At 71.3% G+C, this 21,546-nt stretch carries 19 protein-coding genes; 10 read left to right on the top strand and 9 right to left on the bottom strand.

Translation table 11 applies throughout. The features are described 5' to 3' along the window. Nucleotides 1–4: 4 nt before the first annotated feature. Both FS641_RS12110 and FS641_RS12105 read right to left on the bottom strand, forming a co-directional pair. A complete protein-coding gene (locus FS641_RS12110; RefSeq protein ID WP_144764131.1) occupies nucleotides 5–1,495 on the bottom strand; it encodes an ABC transporter permease in 1,491 nt (496 codons plus the stop codon). Between the two features lie 105 nt (nucleotides 1,496–1,600). Further along, the gene (locus tag FS641_RS12105) at nucleotides 1,601–3,289 is read right to left on the bottom strand and encodes a sodium:proton antiporter (RefSeq protein WP_144764128.1); all 1,689 of its coding nucleotides are present in this window, start codon (nucleotides 3,287–3,289) and stop codon (nucleotides 1,601–1,603) included. 115 nt (nucleotides 3,290–3,404) lie between these two features. On the opposite strand from FS641_RS12105, the gene FS641_RS12100 reads away from it, so the two are divergent. The 3 genes from FS641_RS12100 to FS641_RS12090 are packed head-to-tail and all read left to right on the top strand — an operon-like array spanning nucleotide 3,405 to nucleotide 6,517. Beyond that, the gene (locus FS641_RS12100; RefSeq protein ID WP_260855802.1) at nucleotides 3,405–4,661 is read left to right on the top strand and encodes an inorganic phosphate transporter; all 1,257 of its coding nucleotides are present in this window, start codon (nucleotides 3,405–3,407) and stop codon (nucleotides 4,659–4,661) included. Further along, nucleotides 4,661–4,957 (top strand): hypothetical protein, encoded by a 297-nt coding sequence (locus FS641_RS12095; RefSeq protein WP_144764126.1) that lies wholly within the window; start codon nucleotides 4,661–4,663, stop codon nucleotides 4,955–4,957. The genes FS641_RS12100 and FS641_RS12095 overlap by 1 nt, the downstream gene beginning before the upstream one ends. Nucleotides 4,958–5,017: 60 nt before the next feature. Beyond that, nucleotides 5,018–6,517 carry an aspartate ammonia-lyase gene (locus FS641_RS12090; protein WP_144764124.1) on the top strand — a complete coding sequence of 500 codons (1,500 nt, stop codon included), beginning with the start codon at nucleotides 5,018–5,020 and terminating at the stop codon, nucleotides 6,515–6,517. On the opposite strand, the gene FS641_RS12085 is transcribed toward FS641_RS12090, so the two are convergent. Next, entirely contained in the window at nucleotides 6,514–7,599 is a 1,086-nt protein-coding gene (locus FS641_RS12085; RefSeq protein WP_144764122.1) for a YihY/virulence factor BrkB family protein, read from the bottom strand. The two genes, FS641_RS12090 and FS641_RS12085, sit on opposite strands and share 4 nt — an antisense overlap. Nucleotides 7,600–7,642: 43 nt before the next feature. Then, on the bottom strand, nucleotides 7,643–8,962 hold the full coding sequence (locus FS641_RS12080; RefSeq protein ID WP_144764120.1) for an MFS transporter: 1,320 nt from the start codon (nucleotides 8,960–8,962) through the stop codon (nucleotides 7,643–7,645). A gap of 68 nt (nucleotides 8,963–9,030) precedes the next feature. Between FS641_RS12080 and FS641_RS12075 the strand changes: the two genes are divergently transcribed. The 3 genes from FS641_RS12075 to FS641_RS12065 all read left to right on the top strand — a co-directional run bounded on the left by FS641_RS12075 (nucleotide 9,031) and on the right by FS641_RS12065 (nucleotide 12,557). After that, nucleotides 9,031–9,402 carry an FKBP-type peptidyl-prolyl cis-trans isomerase gene (locus tag FS641_RS12075; RefSeq protein ID WP_144764118.1) on the top strand — a complete coding sequence of 124 codons (372 nt, stop codon included), beginning with the start codon at nucleotides 9,031–9,033 and terminating at the stop codon, nucleotides 9,400–9,402. Further along, nucleotides 9,402–10,238: an aldo/keto reductase gene (locus FS641_RS12070; protein WP_144764116.1), complete on the top strand. Its 837-nt coding sequence runs from the start codon at nucleotides 9,402–9,404 to the stop codon at nucleotides 10,236–10,238. The genes FS641_RS12075 and FS641_RS12070 overlap by 1 nt, the downstream gene beginning before the upstream one ends. Nucleotides 10,239–10,313: 75 nt before the next feature. After that, nucleotides 10,314–12,557: an ATP-binding domain-containing protein gene (locus FS641_RS12065; protein ID WP_144764114.1), complete on the top strand. Its 2,244-nt coding sequence runs from the start codon at nucleotides 10,314–10,316 to the stop codon at nucleotides 12,555–12,557. Between the two features lie 145 nt (nucleotides 12,558–12,702). Here the strand turns inward: FS641_RS12065 and FS641_RS12060 are convergent, their stop codons facing one another. Genes FS641_RS12060 through FS641_RS12050 form a run of 3 tightly spaced genes read right to left on the bottom strand, consistent with a single transcriptional unit; the run spans nucleotide 12,703 to nucleotide 15,190 of the window. Further along, a complete protein-coding gene (locus tag FS641_RS12060; protein ID WP_144764112.1) occupies nucleotides 12,703–12,975 on the bottom strand; it encodes a protealysin inhibitor emfourin in 273 nt (90 codons plus the stop codon). Between the two features lie 32 nt (nucleotides 12,976–13,007). Beyond that, nucleotides 13,008–14,060 (bottom strand): M4 family metallopeptidase, encoded by a 1,053-nt coding sequence (locus tag FS641_RS12055; protein ID WP_144764110.1) that lies wholly within the window; start codon nucleotides 14,058–14,060, stop codon nucleotides 13,008–13,010. A gap of 53 nt (nucleotides 14,061–14,113) precedes the next feature. Then, nucleotides 14,114–15,190 carry a glycoside hydrolase family 6 protein gene (locus FS641_RS12050; protein ID WP_186317730.1) on the bottom strand — a complete coding sequence of 359 codons (1,077 nt, stop codon included), beginning with the start codon at nucleotides 15,188–15,190 and terminating at the stop codon, nucleotides 14,114–14,116. Between the two features lie 210 nt (nucleotides 15,191–15,400). Here FS641_RS12050 and FS641_RS12045 point away from each other — a divergent pair, with 210 nt between their 5' ends. The 3 genes from FS641_RS12045 to FS641_RS12035 all read left to right on the top strand — a co-directional run bounded on the left by FS641_RS12045 (nucleotide 15,401) and on the right by FS641_RS12035 (nucleotide 17,017). Beyond that, complete coding sequence (locus FS641_RS12045) at nucleotides 15,401–15,847, top strand: VanZ family protein (protein ID WP_186317729.1); 447 nt, start codon at nucleotides 15,401–15,403, stop codon at nucleotides 15,845–15,847. A 120-nt stretch (nucleotides 15,848–15,967) separates the two neighbouring features. Then, the gene (gene rpsO / locus FS641_RS12040; RefSeq protein WP_058742593.1) at nucleotides 15,968–16,237 is read left to right on the top strand and encodes a 30S ribosomal protein S15; all 270 of its coding nucleotides are present in this window, start codon (nucleotides 15,968–15,970) and stop codon (nucleotides 16,235–16,237) included. A 156-nt stretch (nucleotides 16,238–16,393) separates the two neighbouring features. Beyond that, complete coding sequence (locus FS641_RS12035; RefSeq protein ID WP_144764104.1) at nucleotides 16,394–17,017, top strand: CE1759 family FMN reductase; 624 nt, start codon at nucleotides 16,394–16,396, stop codon at nucleotides 17,015–17,017. Here the strand turns inward: FS641_RS12035 and FS641_RS12030 are convergent. Both FS641_RS12030 and FS641_RS18130 read right to left on the bottom strand, forming a co-directional pair. Then, entirely contained in the window at nucleotides 17,014–17,523 is a 510-nt protein-coding gene (locus tag FS641_RS12030) for a GNAT family N-acetyltransferase (protein WP_186317728.1), read from the bottom strand. The two genes, FS641_RS12035 and FS641_RS12030, sit on opposite strands and share 4 nt — an antisense overlap. A gap of 20 nt (nucleotides 17,524–17,543) precedes the next feature. Beyond that, nucleotides 17,544–18,716 (bottom strand): hypothetical protein, encoded by a 1,173-nt coding sequence (locus FS641_RS18130; RefSeq protein WP_186317727.1) that lies wholly within the window; start codon nucleotides 18,714–18,716, stop codon nucleotides 17,544–17,546. Between the two features lie 279 nt (nucleotides 18,717–18,995). Between FS641_RS18130 and FS641_RS12025 the strand changes: the two genes are divergently transcribed. Next, nucleotides 18,996–21,269 (top strand): polyribonucleotide nucleotidyltransferase, encoded by a 2,274-nt coding sequence (locus FS641_RS12025; protein WP_144764100.1) that lies wholly within the window; start codon nucleotides 18,996–18,998, stop codon nucleotides 21,267–21,269. Nucleotides 21,270–21,546 lie beyond the last annotated feature (277 nt).

Genomic DNA, 21,546 nt, shown 5'->3' with positions numbered 1-21,546 from the left:
CCGCTCAGCGCGCGGCGTGCCGGCTGTGCGGCTTCTCCGCCGGCCGCTCGGCCTGGAGCGCGGAGCCCGACTGCCGGACGACGGGGATGCTCCGCGTCGTCAGTGGCTCGTTCTCGAGTCCGTCGCGGCCCCCCGTGAAGACGTCACCGGACGCACGGTCGTCCTCCCAGTAGTCGTCGTCGCGGAGGACCTGCAGGGTGCCCGTCTCGGTCGAGGCCAGGCCGTGCCGCTCGAGCTCGACGTCGCGCTGCTTGCCGAGGAACTCGCGGTTCGCGTTCTGCGCGTCCATGAACATCGTCGTGCGGCCGGTGACGATCGCTTGGATGCGGCGGTGCTCCCACCACATCTTGCCGAAGTACATGAGCACCAGGCCGGCACCGGCGTAGCAGGCCATCGTGATGAGCCCACGAGCCGGACCCGGGCCGACGCCGTAGATCTGGTGCTTGATCATGTCGACCATGCTCGAGCCGACCACGACGTTGTTGAGCCACGCGAACGGTTCCGGCATGAACCACTTCGGGTACGCCCCGCCGGAGGCCGGCATGGAGAGGAAGACGAAGCAGATCATGGCGGGTGCCGCGATGAACCGACCGACGAAGTAGCTCAGGCCGTTGACGGCGAGCCCGATCGCGACGATCCAGCCCCAGGCGATGAGCACGAGCACGGGCCAGTGGCCGTGGATGGCCCCCACGACGGGTCCGGCGAGCGTGTTCGTGACGAGGGAGATGACGAGACCGCCGACGACGATCACCGCCATGCGGGTGCGGTGCCGGAGCGGACCGCCCATGATCCCGATGAACATCGACACCATGTAGCCGCCGATGCACCAGGCGAGCATCACGTACATCGGGACGGTGCCGTACTCGTCGTACGACGGGAGGGCGGCGAGCTCGGTGGTCTTCGGCGTCGCGACGCCGATCGCGGTGAGGACCGCCGACAGCGTCGCCGGCACGAGGCTCGCGACCTGGAACTGATGGGCGCTGGCCTTGAAGAACTCGTTCGCCGACGGGTCGTACGCCACGGCCATGGACCCGGCCAGCACGTCACGCTTGGCGGCGGCCAGGGAGTCGTACGGATGGAAGACGAACTCCCCGGGGAGTGCCTTCTGCACCGCCGCGGTGAACGTCGGGTCGCTGCCGACGAGGGCGATCGGGACGTCGTGCGGGTGCGGCGCGTGGAACGCGAACACGTAGCAGAGGCAGAAGCCGACGATGAAGAACAGCGGCATCCAGAGCTGCAGCCCGATGAGCTGGAGCGACGGGTGCAGGGTCGAGTACCAGCGGCGGTAGGCGCTGATCTTCTGCGGCGACGGAACCGGGGCCTGCTGGCGCTGCCGGGGCCGCGACGAACCGGCGACCTTCGCACCGCGCCGGGGCTTGGTGCCGCGGGCGGACGGGCGGGTGCTGCGCTGCTTCGGAGCGGCCTTGGGCTGCGGGCCGCCGGAACGGTCCGGGGTGTCGGTGTTCTTCGGGACGTCGTTCCGCGGTGTGCTCACTGGCGCGCTGTGCTCCTGGTTCTCGTGTCGGGCCAGATCAGGATACGCCGCGGGCGTCGGCCGCGTCCTGAGCCGGTGCGCCCCGCGCACCACGCGGGACCCGGGCTACGAGCGGCTGCGGGACGCCTGTGCCGAGTCCATCGCGAGCTCCTCCGCGTCGAGGGTCACGAGCACGCGCCGCATGACCTCCTCGTCGAGGTTGCCGCGTTCGCGTTCCTCGAGGACGATCTCCCGCCGCCGGTCGAGCAGCTCGCGCCGGATGTCCTGGATCTGCGTCCCGCGCAGGCGCGTCGGGGCGTTCCGCTCCTCGGACTCCTCTTCCTCGGCGTCACGGCGGAACGTCTCGGCCTGCCGCTGGAGTCGCGCCTTGAGCCGGGCGACCACCGCGTCCACCGCCTCCGGGCCGTACTGCTCGGACCACTCGGGCTTCCGCTCGTCGAGGAGCGCGATGGCGGCCTCGGTCGTCCGCTGGTTGAGGCGCATCTCGCTGCGGACGTCCTCCTCGCCCTCGGCCGGGTCCTGCACGTCGAGGCGCCGGATCACGAACGGGAGGGTCAGGCCCTGCAGCAGCAGGGTGCCGACGGTCACGAAGAACGCGATGACGAAGATCGTGTCCTGCGCCTTGATCTGCACCGGGCTGGCCACCACGGAGACGGCCGCGGCGAGGGTCACCACCCCGCGCATGCCGGTCCAGGAGATGACGGTCAGCTCCCGCCAGTTGAGCTTCGGCTCGGCCGAACCGCGGATCCACCGCAACGAGGGGTGTCCGCGCGAGATCCGGATGCGCAGTGGTCGGAGCCAGCGCCCGTTGAAGCGGTTCCGGACGTAGGACTCGAAGACGAAGAGGGGCCGGACGACGATGACGACCGCGAGCACCACGGCGGCGGCGGTGATCGTCTGGCCGAGGCTCCGCTCGCTGTCGACGAGGTCCTGCACGACGGTGTTGAGCTGCAGACCGATGAGCGCGAACACGAAGCCCTCGAGGATGACGTCGATGCTCGTCCACAGCGGTCGTTCCTGCAGCCGGGTGGCGTAGCCCTCCTTCGGCGAGTTGTAGCCGATGTAGAGCCCGGCCGTGACGACCGCGATGACCCCGGAGCCGGAGAGGTGCTCGGCGAGGATGTACGCCACGAACGGCAGCAGGATGCTCATGATCGTCTCGACGACCGGGTCGTTGATGCGCTGCCGGATCCAGTGCACGAGCACGCCGAGCACACCGCCGACCGCCAGGCCGACGCCGATCGCGAGGCCGAAGATCCCGAGGTCCTGCCAGATCGTCAGGGACGTGCCGGCGGCGATGAGCGTGAAGACACGCACGAGCGTCAGCGACGCGGCGTCGTTGATGAGGCTCTCGCCGGAGAGCACCGTCATCACGCGGCGGGGGAGTCCGAGCTTCCGGCCGATCGCCGCCGCCGACACCGCGTCCGGCGGTGCGACCACGGCGCCGAGCAGGATCGCCGCGGGCCAGTCCATGTCCGGGATGATGACGTACGCCGCCACCGCGACGGCGAGCGCGGTGACGATCACCAGGAAGATGCCGAGCCGTCGGATCTGCTTGATGGACGTCCGGAAGCTCTGCCACGAGACGTCGAGCGCCGCCGAGTACAGCAGCGGCGGCAGGATGAGCGTCAGGATGACCTCGGAGTTGATCTCGATCGGGGGCAGTCCCGGGATGAACGAGGCGGCGAGGGCGACCGCAGTCACGAGGAGCGGCGCAGGGAGGCCCTTCGCCCGTGCGAAGCCGGTCACCGCGAGCGATCCGACCAGCAGGATGAGCAGCTCCACGGTGTCCATGGACCCATTCTCCCATCGGAATGCTTCCGAACCTGAACGAAAGTGAAGGCGCGATGAACACGAGGTTGCCGCCGGGGTTTGCTCGGAGCGCCCCCGCCTGGAACACTGGCCCGCGGTGGACATCACACTCATAGTCGTCCTGGTCATCGCGTTGGCCCTCTTCTTCGACTTCACAAACGGTTTTCACGACACCGCCAACGCGATGGCGACACCGATCGCCACCGGGGCCATGAAGCCCAAGGTGGCCGTCACGGTCGCCGCGGTGCTCAACCTCGTCGGTGCGTTCCTCAGCACCGCCGTCGCCACGTCGATCTCGCACGGCCTCATCAACGAGGGACCCGGCGGCGTCGCGATCACCCCCGAGATGATCTTCGCCGGGCTCATCGGCGCGGTGGTCTGGAACATGATCACGTGGCTGCGGGGGCTGCCGTCGTCGTCGTCGCACGCGCTCTTCGGCGGGCTGATCGGCGCGGCGATCGTCGGAGCGGGCTTCGGATCGGTCAACTACCTCGCGCTGATGACCGTCGTGATCATCCCGGCGTTCCTGTCGCCGGTGATCGCGGCGATCGTGTCGTACCTGTCGACGCGCATCGCCTACCGGATCACCCGGCGGCCGGTGTTCCCGAACGAGCGCGGCGGCTTCCGCATCGGCCAGGTGTTCACGTCCTCGATGGTGTCCCTGGCGCACGGCACGAACGACGCCCAGAAGACGATGGGCGTGATCACCCTCACGCTCATCGCCTCGGGAGCGCAGTCGTCGACCAGCGGCGTGCAGCTCTGGGTCGTCGTGGCCTGTGCCCTGGCCATCGCGCTCGGCACCTACACCGGTGGCTGGCGCATCATCCGCACGCTCGGTTCGGGCATCACCGAGATCCGCGCGACGCAGGGCTTCGCCGCCGAGGCCTCGACCGCCGCGACGATCCTCGCGTCGAGCCACCTCGGCTTCGCGCTCTCCACGACGCAGGTGTCGTCCGGCTCGATCATCGGTGCCGGGCTCGGTCGGCGCGGTTCGAAGATCCAGTGGTCCACCGCCGGCAAGATCGTCATCGCCTGGTTCATCACGCTCCCGGCGTCCGCCGCCGTGGGGGCCGTCGCCTCCGGGATCGCCCGGTTCGGTGTCGTCGGACTCGTGATCGACGCCCTCGTCGGCGCCGTCGTGATCCTCGGGCTGTACCTCTGGTCGCTGCGGAAGCCGCACGGGTCCGCCGCCGCGATCGAGGTCGACGTGGCCGCGAACGCGGTGTTCACACGGAAGGAACTCCGGGACATGCAGCGCAAGAAGCGCGCCGAGACCGTCGCCGCCCGACGCGAGGAGCTGAGCCGCGAGCGCACGCTCCGCCGCATGGCTGCGCGCAGGGGAGGTCGTCGCTGATGGGCATCGACTGGGCGGCCTTCCTCGTCGTCGCGCTCGTCGCGGTGGTGTCCGCGTGCTTCGTCGTCGCCGTGTACTCGGTCGGGTTGCGCTTCTGGAGCGCCGCGGACACCCGCGCCGGCAAGTTCACCGTGAAGGACGACGGCACGATCGGCCCGGCAACCGCCGGCTTCCCGAACCCGCAGGGCGCGACGGGGGCCGTACGCGGGCTCCGTGCGCTCGCGATCACCTGCTTCGTCGTGTGCGGCGCCGTGGTGCTGTACGGGATCTACCTCATCGTCCCGCAGTTCCACTGACGGACCACCGAACCACCGGACCACCGGACCGTCCGGACGGGACCGGCTAGCCTCGGAGTCGTGATCGACGACGAGGAGGCACACGTGGACGCTGGTACCCGGACCGAGACCGATTCCCTGGGCTCGAGGGAGGTGCCGGCAGACGCGTACTGGGGCATCAACACGCTGCGGGCGCTGGAGAACTTCCCGATCACGAGCGTGCCGATCGCGGTGTACCCGGACCTCGTCGAGGCACTGGCCACCGTCAAGCAGGCGGCAGCGCGGGCGAACAAGGCGATCGGCGTCCTGGACGCCGAACGTGCGGACGCGATCGACCGTGCGGCGCAGGAGGTCCGCGACGGTGCCCTGCGCGACCAGTTCGTCGTCGACGTCGTGCAGGGCGGTGCCGGCACGAGCACGAACATGAACACGAACGAGGTGCTGGCGAACCGGGCGCTGGAGCTCCTGGGCCGCGAGAAGGGCGACTACGGCCACCTGCACCCCATCGACCACGTGAACCGCAGCCAATCGACGAACGACACCTACCCGACGAGCGTCAAGATCGCGATGATCTTCGGCGTGCACCGGCTCGTCGAACAGCTCGAGCTGCTCTCCGACGCCTTCGCCGAGCGTGGCCGCGCCTTCGCCGACGTGCTCAAGGTCGGCCGCACGCAGCTGCAGGACGCGGTGCCGATGACGCTCGGGCAGGAGTTCACGGGCTTCTCACACACGATCTCCGAGGACGTGCTGCTCCTGCGCCGGGTCACGCCGCTGCTCGCGGAGATGAACCTCGGCGCGACGGCGATCGGCACCGGCATCACCGCGGACCCGCTCTACCGCGACGAGGTCCGGCGGCAGCTCCAGCACGCGAGCGGGATCGACGTCGTCACGGCACCCGACCTCATCGAGGCGACCAGCGACGCCGGTGCCTTCATGACCCTGTCCGGCGCCGTCAAGCGGAGCGCTGCGAAGCTCTCGAAGATCTGCAACGACCTCCGGCTCCTGGCATCCGGTCCGCAGGCCGGGTTCGGCGAGATCACGCTGCCGGCGCGGCAGGCGGGGTCGTCGATCATGCCGGGCAAGGTGAACCCGGTGATCCCCGAGGTCGTGAACCAGATCGCGTTCGCCGTCGCCGGAGCGGACACCACCGTCACGATGGCGGCGGAGGGCGGGCAGCTCCAGCTCAACGCCTTCGAACCGATCATCGCGCACTCGATCCTGCAGTCGCTGCAGTGGATGACCCGCGGCTGCATCACGCTCCGCGAGCACTGCGTGACCGGCATCGAGGCGAACCAGGCCAAGCTCGCGGCCCAGGTCGACACCAACGTCGGCGTGGTCACCGCCCTGACGCCGTACATCGGCTACGCGGCCGCGGCGTCGATCGCCCACACGGCACTGACCACATCGACGCCGATCTCCACGCTCGTCGTCGCCGCGGGGCTGATGGAGGAGGACCAGGTGCACCGCGTGCTGAGCCCCGCCCGCCTGTCCGGCATCGAGCTGGCCACCGGCGCCATCCCGGTGATCACGGAGGAGATGTTGGACGCGGAAGCGACCAGGAGGCCCGGCCAGGACCGCTAGCGCGACGGGAGCGGTGGTTCCCGGACGGTGACCTGCTCGGACAGCTCCCGGAGGTGTTCCTCGCCCTCCGCGGCCGCCTCGTCGCGGGGGAGTCGCGCTGCCGCGAGTCGGACCTCGTGCGCGGCGGCGACGTCGGCGTCGCGCCACCGCGCGAGCGCGAAGTTGCGCGTGACGTCCCGGAGCGGGAGTCGGATCGTCTCGTCCGCCTCGATCCCGGCGAGCAGCTGCCGCATCCGGATCACCTCGGAGTCGAGCTCACCGCCGACGACCAGGACGAAGTTCGAGATGTACAGGTAGACCAGCAGCAGGATCGCACCGCCGAGCCACCCGTATGCCCGGTTGCTCCCGCCGATGGTCTCGACGTAGAGCGAGAACCCGAGCGTCGCGATCGCCCACGCGACGATGGCGAACGCCGCTCCAGCGGACACCCACCGCAGCTGCGGCGTCTTCACGTTCGGTGTCGCGTAGTACAGCACCGCCACCATCACGACGAGGTCCACCGCGAGCACGGGCCACTTCACGACGTTCCACAGGTCGTCGATCCACGACGCCCAGCCGATCTGGTGCACGATCGCGGCGGAGATCGTCGGGGTGCCGAGCAGGATCACGATCGCGATGGCCCCGCCGACCATGACCAGCAGCGTGACGAGGAGCATCATGCTGCGGAACTTCCAGATGCGGCGCCCCTCCTCGACCTCGTAGGCGGTGTTCATCGCCCGACCGAACGCCGTCGCGTACCCGGACAGCGACCACAGCGTCAGGACGACCCCGGTGGCGAAGCCGAGCCACGGGTTGTCGAGCGACAGCAGCTGTCGGAGGGGCTGCTCGAGGTGCGTCGCGGTCTCCGGTCGGACGATGAAGCCGATGACCTGGACGATGTCCTCCAGACTGTCGCCCTCCCGGTCCACGATCGCGAGCGCGGACACCACCGTCAGCGTCGCCGGGAACACCGTCAGGAGCGCGAAGAACGTCAGGGACGCCGCGGCGTCGACGACGCGGTGCCGGATGATCGAGTGGTACGTGCGGCGCACGACGGCACGGACACCGGTCCGCTGGAGCTCGCGCGCGCTCGTTCCCGACATGTCGTCGAATCTACCCGGCCGTACGACCCGCACCGTCGCAGGGTCAGTTCGCGTCGGGATGCAGTGCGTCGTACCGGCGGAAGGACGGCACGAGCCGCAGGAGCAGCGCGACCAGGCCGATGATCGCGACACCACCGAGGACCGGCGGCATCGCGATGCCGGCGGCGACGACCAGGCCGGCGTACAGGTCGCCGAGCCGGGGACCGCCCGTGACCACGACGATGAAGATCCCCTGCAGACGCCCGCGCATGCCGTCCGGCGAGGCGGCCTGCAGGATGGTGTTCCGGAACACCGAGCTGACGTTGTCCGCACCGCCGGCGAGGGCGAGGAACAGCGCGGCGAGGCCGAGCGCGGGCAGGATGCCCGTGCTGAACGCGTCCCCCGCGCGGCCGCCGAGCATCCCCGCGAACGCGATCACCACACCGAACGCCGCGATCGCCCCGCCGTACGCGGTGATCGCCCACCCGACGGCCTCGCCCTGCCGACGGACGTGGCCGAGCGGCCCGGAGAACACGCTCGAGAGCAGGGCGCCGATCGCGTACGCGGCGGTCAGCGTCCCGACCGTGATGGCACCGCCACCGATCACGAGCGCGCCGATCGCGGGGAAGAGCACGCGGGGTTGCCCGAACGTCATCGCGACGATGTCGAGGACGAACGTCATGGTGATGTTGCGCGACCTCCGGAGGAACCGGGCGCCCTCGACCAGGGAACCGAGCCCGGGCCGGAGCGCCCCGTGGTCCGCGGCCATCCTCGGCAGCGTGAAGACCCCGGCGAACGCGAACGTGAAGAGCACCACGTCGATCGTGTACGTCGGCGCGAAGCCGACGCTCGCGATCAGGACACCGGCGATCGCCGGGCCGACCGTGACCTGGAAGCCGGACGCGATGCCGCCGAGGGCGCTCGCCGCCGGGAGCAGGTCGGTGCCGACGAGCCGCGGCACGATCGCGGAGCGTGAGGCGTTGCTGACCGTCGCTGCGACGGCGTTCACCGTCGCCAGGACGTACAGCAGGGCGACGCTGTGCAGGCCGAGCCAGGCGTGCGTGGCGATCAACGCGACGGCGGCCCAGGCCACGATCGACGACACCAGCGCCACGGTGCGTCGGTCGAAGGCGTCGGCGAGCATGCCGCCGTAGAGTCCCGCGACGATCATCGGCAGGAGCGCGATCACGCCGACGAGCGCCACCGCGAAGGTCGAGTGCGTGATGTCGTACACCTCGAGCCCGACCGCGACGGTCGTCATCTGCGTCCCGATCCCGGCGACGGCGGTGCCGGCCCAGAGTCGGGCGAACGCGGGGGAGCGGCGGAGCGGGGTGAGGTCGGCGAAGAGGCGGCGGCGCGGCGGTGCGGGGCTGGGTGGTGTCACGGTGGAACCATTCTGGGGCCTGGCCGCCCGCTGCGGAGCGTCGCTGCGCACTCTGGTTGACTGATCGCATGACTGACCTGAACAGCAAGCCCGAGTTCGACGCGCCCGACGGCCCCGCCCCCACCGAGCTCGTCGTCACCGACATCGTCGAGGGCTCCGGCGACGAGGCAACAGCGGGGTCGACCGTCAAGGTGCACTACGCCGGTGTCGAGTACGAGTCCGGCGAGGAGTTCGACAGCTCCTGGAACCGTGGCGAGCCGATCGACTTCCCGCTCGCGGCGCTCGTCCGTGGCTGGCAGGAGGGCATCCCCGGCATGAAGGTCGGCGGGCGCCGCAAGCTCGTCGTCCCGCCGGAGCTCGCCTACGGCCCCGCCGGTGGCGGCCACTTCCTGTCCGGCAAGACCCTGATCTTCGTCATCGACCTGCTCGGGGTGCGCTGATGCAGGTCGGCGCGCCCACCGTCGAGCTGAACGACGGCCACCGCTTCCCGGAACTCGGCCTCGGCACCTACGGGCTGAACGGCGACGAGGGCACCGCGGCCGTCGGCGCGGCGATCACGAGTGGCTACCGGCTGCTCGACACCGCGTTGAACTACGGCAACGAGGACGCCGTCGGCCGTGCCGTCCGCGAGGCCGAGGTCGACCGCGAGGACCTCGTCGTCACCTCGAAGCTGCCCGGCCGCCACCACGGCTACGACGAGGCGCACCGGTCGATCGACGAGACGCTCGGCAACCTCGGGCTGGACCGCGTCGACCTGTACCTCATCCACTGGCCCAACCCGTCGGTCGGCAAGTTCGTCGACACCTGGAAGGCCTTCGTCGACCTCCGTGACAGCGGCAAGGTCCGCTCGATCGGCGTCTCGAACTTCACGCCGGAGCACCTGCGGGCGATCATCGACGCCACCGGTGTCGCACCCGCGGTGAACCAGGTGGAGCTGCACCCGTACTTCCCGCAGGCCGAGCTCCGTGCGGTGCACGCCGAGCACGGCATCGTGACGGAGAGCTGGAGCCCACTGGCGAAGCAGTCCGAGCTGCTCACCGAGCAGCCCGTGCTCGACGCGGCGGCCGCCCACGGCGTGACCCCCGGTCAGGTCGTCCTGCGCTGGCACGTCCAGCTCGGTGCCGTGCCGGTGCCGAAGTCGGGCGACGCCGACCGGCAGCGCGAGAACCTCGACGTGTTCGGGTTCGCGCTGACCGACGACGAGGTCGCGGCGATCTCCGGCCTCGAGCGCGGACGTCTCTGGGACGGCGACCCGGACACGCACGAGGAGATGTAGACGCCGACGCGTCGGCGGACGGGACCGGTGCCGGACGGGGACTACACTGGACACCCCTGTCCCGAAGGGTGGCGTGTGTCCGAACCGACCGAGATCGACCGCGAGCGTACCTACGTCGACGGGCTCTTCGCCCGCCTCGACGAGCTGACCGCCGAGGCCGAACAGCGTCTCGCCGAGACCCGTCGCCAGGCGGTCGGTGGGAACCACCAGAGCCGCAGCGAGCGCGACGCGTTCGCCCGGCTCTACGAGGACACGATCCAGACGCTCGAGCGTGTCGGCGACCGCCTGGTGTTCGGCCGACTCGAGGTCGCCGAACCGGACGACGGCGAGGACACCTTCCGCTACATCGGCCGCGTCGGCCTGCGTGACGCCGACCACCGACCGCTGCTGCTGGACTGGCGCGTCCCCGGTGCGAGTGCCTTCTACCAGGCCACCGCGGCCCACCCGATGGGCATGCGAGCCCGTCGGCACCTCTCGCTCGAGGGCCGGAGCGTCGTCGGTGTCGAGGACGAGGTCTTCGACGCGACGCTCTACGACGACGAACGGACGCACCTGCAGGGCGAGGGCGCGCTCCTCGCTGCGGTGACCGCCGAGCGCACCGGCCGTATGACCGACATCGTCGCGACCATCCAGGGCGAACAGGACCGCATCATCCGCTCCCCGCTCGAGGGCGTCCTCATCGTGCAGGGCGGCCCCGGCACCGGCAAGACCGCCGTGGCGCTGCACCGTGCCGCGTACCTGCTCTACTCCTACCGGGAGCGGCTGCGCGGGTCCGGCGTGCTCGTCGTCGGACCGTCCCCGGCGTTCCTGACGTACATCGAACAGGTGCTGCCCTCCCTCGGCGAGACCGGCGTCGTGATGGCGTCCCTCGGGTCGCTCTACCCGGGCGTCCACGCACGGACCCACGACCGTCGCGAGGTGGCCGCGGTCAAGGGCTCCGCCGAGATGGCGGACCTGCTCCGTCGCGCGGTCCGCTCCCGCCAGGTGGTGCCGACCGAACCGACGACCCTCGACGTCGAGGGGGAACGCCTGGTCGTGCCGCCGCAGCTCGTCGCGGAGGCGATGCGCCGTGCCCAGGACCGTGGGAAGCCCCACAACGTCGCCCGCGTCACCTTCAACAAGGCGGCGCTCGACGCGATGACGAAGCTCCTGGCCGACCAGCTCCGGCAGCGCGGCACGACGGTGGACGACGCCGACCTCAAGGTCCTCCGCGAGGACATCCGCTCGTCGTACGACGCCCGCGTGCTGCTCAACACCGCGTGGCTGCCGCTGCCGGCGGAGAAGCTCGTCGAGGACCTGTACGCCCGTCCGAACTGGCTCGCGTCCCTCACCCCGAACTGGACCCCCGAGCGCCGGGCCCTGCTCCGTCGCGAACGCGGAGCCGGGTTCACGGTCGAGGACGTCCCGCTCCTCGACGAGGCCGCCGAACTCCTCGGCACGTTCGACCCCACCGGTGGCGCCGAGAAGCGCCAGGCGAAGGCGGCCCGCAACCGCGACGTCGAGAACGCCCGGCAGGCCATCGAGAACATGGGCGTCGAGGGCATCGTCACGGCCGAGCAAGTGGCCGGTGCCTTCGCCGAGGGCGGCGACCCGCGCACCACTGCCGAGCGTGCCGCCGAGGACCGCGAGTGGACCTACGGGCACATCGTCGTCGACGAGGCGCAGGAGCTCTCGCCGATGCAGTGGCGCGTGCTCGCCCGCCGCAACCCGCTGCGGTCGTTCACGATCGTCGGCGACATGGCGCAGGGGTCGTCACCCGGAGCCGCCCGCACCTGGGACGACGTCATCGGTGCGCTCGCCCGTCGTCGCCGGGGCCGTGCCCCGCAGGTCCCGCTCGCGCACCGCGTCGAGGAGCTCACCGTCAACTACCGCACCCCGCGCTCCATCGTCGAGGCCGCTGGGGCGTTCGCGGCGTCGGCGGGGCTCGTCGTCACCGCGAACCAGGCCGTCCGCGACGGCGACCCGGTGCAGCGGCTGACGACCACCAGGGCCGAGGTCCTCGACGTGGTCGCCGCCACGGTCGCGGCCGAACGGCAGCACATCGGTTCCGGCACGACGGGCGTCATCGTCCCCGAGGCGCAGGTCGACGTCGTCCGCCAGCGGCTCGCGGCGACCGACCTCGACGTCCGCGGGCTCGGCTCGCCGCGGCCGGGGTCGGTCACGGTGCTCACCGGCGCGGACGCCAAGGGGCTCGAGTTCGACGGCGTGCTCCTCGTCGACCCGGACGGCGTCGGCGAGGACGCCGCCCGCGCGGCCGCAGCGGTCTACGTCGCGATGACCCGGCCGACCCGTCGACTGACGGTCGTCGAGGTCGTCTGAGTCGTGCTGCGCGCCACCCGGCGGCGCGTCGGGTCGGCATCGCACCCCGTCACGGACGTCGCACCCCGTCCGCACGGGGCGCGACGTGCGTCCGGGGGTGCGATGCGATCGCACCGGTCCGGCCGGGAGGCCCGGATCGGCTCCGTCAGGTCGGGTCGCCCTCGGCGCGCACCCGCTGCACGAGCGCGGCCCACGGCCCGTCGAGTCGACTGCCGGGCACCCGGACCGTGGTCTGCGCGACGGTGATCGTCCACTCGAAGTCGTCCGGCACCGGTGTCGGCGCCGCTCCCGGTGCCTCGTGGGGGAGCCCGTCGACGAGGGCGGACCAGCCGTCCGGGTCCGCGCACGACTCGGTGTCGACGCGCCAGCCCCTGCTCATGCCGGCGATCCCTCCGGTGCGGCGGACGACGATCTCCATGACCCCGACCGTACGCCGTCGCCGCGCACGCGTCAGCTGAGGACGCCCACCGTGCGCCAGGCGTCACCGATCGCGGACGCCTGCGGGGAGCCGGCACCGAACCGGGCCTCGGCCGCGGACACCGTGACCCGGGCGAACCCCGCGAAGTCGATCGACGCCGAGACCTGCGGGGACGTCAGTGCGTCCCACCAGACGGCGCCGGCGCCCTCCCACGCCTTCCCGCCGATCGCGGTTGCCGCCAGGTAGAAGGCGTGGTTCGGGATGCCCGAGTTCGTGTGCACGCCGCCGGAGTCCTCGGTCGTGTCGAGGTAGTCTGCCATCGTCGCCGGCTGCGGGTCCTTGCCGAGCACCGGGTCGTCGTACGCCGTACCGGGCGCCTTCATCGACCGGAGCGCGACGCCGTGCACGGCCGGCGTGAAGAGCCCCTCGCCGATGAGCCAGGTCGCCTGCTCGGCGGTCTGTCCGGCGGTGTACTGGGCGACGAGCGAGCCGAACACGTCGCTCACGGACTCGTTGAGCGCGCCGGACTGCCCCTGGTACGTCAGGTCGGCGGTGTACTGGGTGACGCCGTGGGCGAGCTCGTGTCCGATGACGTCGAGGGCGATCGTGAAGCGCCGGAACACCTCGCCGTCCCCGTCGCCGAAGACCATCTGCGTGCCGTCCCAGTACGCGTTGTCGTAGTCGCTGCCGTAGTGGACGCTGGCCACGAGGGGGAGTCCGGCGCCGTCGATCGACACCCGGTCGAACACGTCGAGCCAGAACGCATGCGTCGCGCCGAGGCCCGCGTACGCCTCGTCGACGGCGGCGTCGCCGGTGTCCGTGCTCCCCTCGCGCCGGACCAGGGTGCCCGGGAGCGTGGTGGTGCCGTGCGCGTCGAAGACGCTCCGCTGCGGCGACCGGTCGGGTGCCGCGGCGGTGTGCTGCACACCCAGACGGGCCTCGCGCTTGGGTGCGGCGACGGCGCCGAGGGAGGCGAGGGCGGTACGCGCCGCGGGCGTGGCCCGGGGGAACGCGTCGGCTGGCGCGTCAGCGATGGCGCGCAGCAGGTACGGCGGGACGACGGATCGGAGCGGCACGGTGGTCATGGCGACCATGCAACCCCCGGCGACCGACATCCGGTGGCGACCACGGCCTCCCGTCAGTCCCGGGTGCGGTTCGCGACCAGCGCGAGCGCGTAGGACTCCCACCACTGCCCCGCGGCCGGACCGCCGTTGCAGGTGCCGTCGCTGAGCCCGGGGGTCTTCACCCAGAGCAGGGCATCCAGTCGACTGGACCCGCCGGTGACGTGTGGGTCCTGGCCCAGCCCGGCACCGTGCGGGTTGCACCAGTCGCCGCGCCAGCCGCGGCCGTTCCGCGAGACGTCGATGACGAAGTGCGGATCGCCCCCGACCGCGTCCGCGAGGTGGTCGGCGTAGGTCCGCTCCTGGTCGACGCGGTAGAAGTTCGAGACGTTCGTGAAGAACCCCTGCGTCTGGTCGACCCCGGCGCGACGGAGCCACCCGGCCATCGTGTCGACCGGCACCCGGTTCTCGTTGCCGCCGTCGAGGTAGACGGTCAGCCCGTGCCCGCTGAGCGCGTCCACGGCCTTCCGGAGCAGCGGGAGCCGGGTGTCCCGGAGCCGCTCGCACACGTGGATCTGCGCGATCGCGTCGGGTTCGACGAGGACGACGGCCTCCGACCCGGCCATGGCACGGACCGCGGATCGCACCCAGGGGAGGTACCCGGACGCCGTCGTGCCGCCCTGCGAGTAGTGGCCGCAGTCCCGGTCGGGCACGGCGTAGAGCACGAACACCGGGGTCCGGTGCTGCTGCCGCGCGCTCGTGACGACGTCGTGGATCGTCGTCCGCGTGGCGGCACGGGACGGGTTCGTCAGCCACGTCGCGATCGGCTGGTCCGCGATGACGGCGATGCGTTCCGCGGTGGCCTGGTCGCCGTCCTGCCTGGCCGCGGTCTCCCGCATGCGCGGCTGGTTCTCGTCGGCCGGCTGGACGGCGATCCCGCCGGGGAAGGCCTCGGCGGCGGTCTTCCGCGCCACGACGTGCCGGCCGTCCTGGTCGTCCGGTCGGGTCGGTGCCCAGACGACGACCGCGGCGACGACGGCCACCACCACGACGGCCGCACCGCCGATCCACGCCCACTGGCGGAGGGCACTCGGCCGTCGGCGCCGCTCGGGGCGCTCGGTGACGTCGTCGGTGGTCGTGGTGTCGTCCGGCATCGGCGGCCTCCCTGGTCTGACCGTGGTGCGTCGGGCATGCGCGACGCGTGTCGGCACCGCACGCCGGCGGCCCTGACGGCGCCGGTGGGACCATGCTTCCACCCCGTGGTCCCGCGGTGCCACCACCGGCGGGTGTTCCCTCAGCATCGGCAGTGCCGTCGCCCAGGAGCGCTCCAGGTCCCGCGCAGGGCGGTGCCCCACACTGACCGGATGCTCCGGAAACTCCTCCTGCTCGTCGTCACGGCGGCCTACGCCTGGGTGATCTGGCGGATGACCCTGACCCCGCACGTGTTCTCCGACGCGCAGCAGTCCCTGGTGTGGCACGCGATCAGCTGGGCGCAGCACCTCCCCGGCGGGTCGTGGCTGACCTACGACCGGACGGAGTTCCTCGCGAACATCGCCATGTTCGTGCCGGTCGGGATGATCGCCGCGATGTGGTTCCCCCGCCGCTGGTGGTTCCTCGCCGCGGTCCTGGCGGTCGGCCTCTCCGCCGGGATCGAGGTCACCCAGGGTGCGCTGCTGCCGTACCGCGTCGCCGATCCGCACGACGTCCTGTCGAACGGCATGGGCGGCCTGCTCGGCGCGACCCTGGTCGGGCTCGTGCGGAGCCTCACCCCGGCTCCGCGCCGACGACGCCTCCGCGCGAGGACCGTCTGACGCACCCGGGCGCGGGCGGCGGTCTGGTAGGCTTCTCCGGTTGCCGTCGAACGGCCGCGGATCAAGAGCGCTCACGCATTCGGTGTGGGCACCGCGCAACGGACAGAGAGGGGATCATCCATGGCACTTGACGCGAAGGTCAAGCAGGAGATCATCGAAGAGTACGCGACCCACCCGGGCGACACCGGATCCCCCGAGGTCCAGGTCGCCGTTCTGACGCGTCGTATCAACGACCTGAACGAGCACCTCAAGGAGCACAAGCACGACCACCACTCGCGTCGTGGTCTGCTGCTCATGGTCGGTCAGCGCCGCCGTCTCCTCGGGTACCTCTCCGACGTCGACATCAGCCGCTACCGTGCGCTCATCGAGCGCCTCGGCCTGCGCCGATAACCGACAGCGCCGCTGGTCGACTCGCAGCCACTGCTCGACCGGACGCCCCGGTCCTCCACCAGGAGGACCGGGGCGTTCCTCGTTGCGGGAATGGTGGCGGCCGTCCCGTCGTTCCGGGTAGTGTTCATGCAAACGCATCGAAAGTCGGGACTCACCATGACCACCATCGCCGTCGTCTCCGCCGGGCTCTCCGAGCCGTCGTCGACCCGCCTGCTCGCCGACCGCCTGGCCGCCTCCACGGTCGCCGCGCTCGACGACGACCGGACAGGAGGCCCGACCCGCGTCGTGCACGTCGACCTCCGCCCGCTCGCGCACGAGATCACCGACGCGATGCTGACGGGCTTCCAGGCCCCGGCCCTGGCCGCCGCGACCGCGGCCGTCGTCGAGGCCGACGCGCTCGTCTTCGTGTCGCCGATCTTCACCGCCGGCATGAGCGGTCTGGCGAAGTCGTTCCTCGACGTCATGGACAAGGACGCCCTCGCCGACATGCCGGTCCTGCTCGGGGCGACGGGCGGCACAGCGCGACACTCCCTGGCGCTCGAGCACGCGATGCGTCCGGTGTTCGCCTACCTCCGCGCGGCCGTCGTGCCCACCGGGGTGTTCGCCGCGACCGACGACTGGGGCACCCAGGGCGACCAGGCGGCCCTCGACGGTCGCATCCGCCGGGCCGGAGCGGACCTCGCCTGGATGACCCGGGCCTCCCGTCGGTCAGCGCAGGACGCGGACGCACTGCCGGACGTGCCCGACTTCGCCAGCATGCTCGGCGGCCTCGGCCACTAGAGCGGTCGGACGTACAGCCGGAACCGGACCGGCCGGCCCGCCGCGTCGACGTCGATCGCGCTGTCGAACTCGCGGACGAAGGTGAACCCGGCGCGCTCCGCGACCCGCGCTGACGCCCGGTTGTCCACCTCCGCGCGGATGGCGGCGCGCGTCCCGACGCCCGCGGCGCGGATCCGGTCACAGATCTGCTCGACGGCGATCGCCGACAGGCCCTTCCCGCGCATCCAGGGCGCGATCCCGTAGGCGATGTTGACGTCGTCGGGCTCCAGGCCGTCTGTCAAGTCCGGGTCGTAGTCGATCGTCCCGACGCATGCACCGTCCGCCAGGATCGCGAACGCCCGCTTGCCGGCACCGGCCGCCGCGTCGGCGTCGAGCCGGTCGATCCACGCCGCGGTGCTCTCGACCGTGCTGCGGCCGCCGCTCAGCCAGCGGATCGTGGCCGCGTCCTCGGCGGCGACGATCGCGGCGGCGTGGTCGCGACGGACGGGCTCGACGGTGATGTCCACCGGGACACCGTACCGAGCGGTCAGTACCAGTGCGGGTTGACGCTCATCTCGTGGTTCCACGCCCCGCACGGCGACCCGTAGCTCGACTTGATGTAGGCCAGGCCCCAGTTGATCTGGGTGTTCTGGTTCGTCCGCCAGTCCGCGCCGGCGGCCGCGAGCTTGCTCGCCGGGAGCGCCTGCGGGATGCCGTACGCCCCGCTCGAGGAGTTCAGGGCGTTCGCGCGCCAGCCCGACTCCTGCGTCCAGAGCGAGACGAGGCAGCCGTACTGGTCGTCACCCCACCCGTAGTTGCCGAGGACGCTCCGCGCGTACGCCTTGGCGCCGGCCGGATCGACCGTCACGCCGTCCGTGCTGGGGTAGGACGTGTCGCTGGTGCTCGGGGTGTGGGTCCGGGCCGCGGCCGCGGCGGCGGCCTGCGCCAGGCGGGCCTGCTCGGCGGCCTGGGCGGCGACGGCCTGCCCGACCTCGTACTGCTGCTCGGTCGCGGCGGTCGTGTCCTGGAGCGACGCCAGCTGGGCGTACAGCTCGTTGCTGTGCTGCTGCGTGCTGGCGACGGCCGCGTCGGCGGTCTTCTGCGCGGCCGCTGCTTCGCTCGAGCGCTGCTCGGCGGCGGCAGCGAGCGACGCACGCTCGCGCTCGGCCCTGGTGGCCTGGTCGTGCAGCGACGACGCCGTCTTCGCCGCGACCGAGGCCTCGTCGAGCACGCCGTCCCACGTGGTGGACAGCTGGTCCATCGCACCGAGCTGGTAGAGCAGCTGGCTCGGGTCCTTCGCGGTCGCGATGCGCGTGGTCATCTGGTCGGTCGAGCCGTCGCGGTACAGGTTCGCGGCGAGCTGCCCCGCCCGCGTCTGCGCGCGTTCGGCGGTCGCCGCGGCCTGGTCGGCCTGGGCCTGGAGGCTCGTCGCGGTCTGGGTGGCCTCGCTGAGGTCCGCCTCGGCCGCTGTCGCCTTCGCGGATGCGTCGAGCGCGGCCTGCGACTTGGTCGCGGCCTCGGCCTGCGCGGACTGCAACGCCGCCTGGACCGTCTGCACCTCGGCGGCCTTCGCCGCCTCGTTGCCCTTGGCGTTCTGCACGTCCTGCCACGTCGGGTAGTCCGTCGCACTCGCGGGGGAGGCGGTCACGACCGGGGCGACGAGCGCACCGACGACGACCGCAGCCGCGACGAGTACGCGTCTGGCAGGGGATCGACGCATGCGACGAACGTTACCGGGGACACGCCCGCTCGCCACGAGCCTCGCCGTCGATCCACGGCGGAATGCTAAAGTCGTCCCGTCCGAGGACCGTTTCCCCGGACGCCACACAACACCGCACGCAGACCGGCACGAAGCTGGTCATCGGTGGTGGCATGCGGGCCATGACCCTCCCGACTGCTTCTACTGCTGGCCAGACATGCGTTCCGCGTCGTGGAGCGCACGTGCACGCGTGTGCCCGAGGCCGGGTCTGCTGCATCACAGACGCAAGGAGGCATCCTCTTGGAGGGTCCCGAGATCAAGTTCGCTGAAGCGATCATCGACAACGGTCGCTACGGCACCAGGACGGTCCGGTTCGAGACCGGCCGTCTCGCACAGCAGGCACAGGGCGCCGTCGCGGCGTACCTGGACGAAGAGACCATGCTGCTCTCGGCCACGAGCGCCGGCAAGCACCCGCGTGAGGGCTTCGACTTCTTCCCCCTGACGGTCGACGTCGAGGAGCGCTCGTACGCCGCCGGCAAGATCCCCGGCTCGTTCTTCCGTCGCGAAGGCCGCCCGTCGACCGAGGCGATCCTCGTCTGCCGACTCATCGACCGGCCGCTCCGCCCGTCGTTCGTCGACGGTCTCCGCAACGAGGTCCAGATCGTCATCACCGTCCTGAGCATCGCGCCGGACGAGTTCTACGACGCCCTGGCCATCAACGCCGCATCGGCGTCGACGCAGATCTCCGGTCTGCCGTTCTCCGGCCCGATCGCGGGTGTGCGCCTCGCGCTCATCGGCGACCAGTGGGTCGCGTTCCCGAAGGCGTCGCAGCTCGCCGAGGCCGTGTTCGACCTCACCGTCGCCGGCCGCGTCGTCACCGACGAGCAGGGCAACGAGGACGTCGCGATCATGATGGTCGAGGCCGAGGCCACCGAGCACAGCTGGGACCTCATCCAGGGCGGTGCCACGAAGCCCGACGAGGCGATCGTCGCGCAGGGCCTCGAGGCGGCCAAGCCGTTCCTCAAGGTCCTCGTCGAGGCACAGGCGAAGATGGCCGCCCAGTCGGCCAAGGAGATCCAGGACTACCCGGTCTTCCCGCCGTACGCCCCCGAGGTCTACGAGGCCGTCGAGGCCGTCGCGCTCACCGAGCTCGGCGACGTCTACAAGATCGCCGGCAAGCTCGAGCGCCAGGACGCCGACGACGCCCTCAAGGCCCGCGTCAAGGAGGCCGTCGCCGCGAAGGTCGCCGACGGTTCGCTCCCGGAGTCGGCCAACGGCCAGGTCAGCGCCGCGTACAAGTCGGTCACGAAGAAGGTCGTCCGCGGCCGCATCCTGACCGAGCAGGTCCGCATGGACGGCCGTGGTCTCGCCGACATCCGGCCGCTCGACGCCGAGGTCGCCGTGATCCCGCGCGTGCACGGTTCGGCGATCTTCCAGCGCGGCGAGACGCAGATCCTCGGCGTCACCACGCTGAACATGCTCAAGATGGAGCAGCAGATCGACTCGCTGTCGCCCGTCACGAAGAAGCGCTACCTGCACCACTACAACTTCCCGCCCTACTCGACCGGTGAGACCGGCCGCGTGGGGTCGCCGAAGCGTCGCGAGATCGGGCACGGCTTCCTCGCCGAGCGCGCCCTCGTGCCGGTGCTGCCGTCGCGTGAGGAGTTCCCGTACGCGATCCGTCAGGTGTCCGAGGCGCTCGGCTCCAACGGCTCGACGTCGATGGGCTCCGTCTGCGCCTCGACCCTGTCGCTCCTCAACGCCGGTGTGCCGCTCAAGGCCCCGGTCGCGGGCATCGCGATGGGCCTCGTCTCCGACACCGTCGACGGTCAGACCCGCTACGCGGCGCTGACCGACATCCTCGGTGCCGAAGACGCCCTCGGCGACATGGACTTCAAGGTCGCCGGTACCTCGGAGTTCGTCACCGCGATCCAGCTCGACACCAAGCTCGACGGCATCCCCTCGAGCGTGCTCGACGCCGCGCTCAAGCAGGCCAAGGAGGCCCGCTCGGCCATCCTCGGCGTGCTGACCGAGGCGATCGACGCCCCCGACGAGATGGCGGACACCGCGCCGCGTGTCATCTCCGTGCAGATCCCCGTCGACAAGATCGGCGAGCTGATCGGCCCGAAGGGCAAGACGATCAACGGCATCCAGGACGAGACCGGCGCCGACATCTCCATCGAGGACGACGGCACCGTGTACATCGGCGCCGTCGACGGTCCGTCCGCCGAGGCCGCGCGTGCGCAGGTCAACGCGATCGCCAACCCGACCAACCCGGAGATCGGGGACCAGTTCCTCGGCACCGTCGTGAAGATCGCCACGTTCGGCGCCTTCGTGTCGCTGCTCCCGGGCCGTGACGGGCTGCTGCACGTCTCCGAGGTGCGCAAGCTCGCCGGTGGCAAGCGCGTGGAGAACGTCGAGGACGTCCTCGGCGTCGGCCAGAAGATCCTGGTCGAGGTCACCAAGGTGGACGACCGCGGCAAGCTCTCGCTCGCGCCGGTCGTTGCCGACGACGTCGACACCGAGGGCCGTGACGACCACGCGTCGCACGCCGAGGCGCCGGCCGAGGGCTGACCACCCCGCGCCTGACAGCGCCACGAACGGCCGTCGTCCCCCGGGGCGGCGGCCGTTCCGCGTGTGTGGGGCGTGCCCGCGTGGTCCTCTTGCGGGGTCGACCCCGAACGACACGGTCGCTGTCGTACGACGTCGACCCTGTCGCTCCCTCGCTCGTGCACCTGCTCACTCGCCGAGACGACGACAACGTCGATGTCGTACGACATCGACGTTGTCGTTCCGAGTCGGAAGGGCGGGTAAGGGGCGCCGAGTCGGAAGGGGCGGCGGGCGGGTCCGC

Source organism: Curtobacterium sp. 9128 (assembly GCF_007673775.1).
Lineage (GTDB): Bacteria > Actinomycetota > Actinomycetes > Actinomycetales > Microbacteriaceae > Curtobacterium.
The sequence above is the reverse complement of the archived record's forward strand: the minus strand, read 5'-3'. Positions and strand labels throughout refer to the sequence as shown.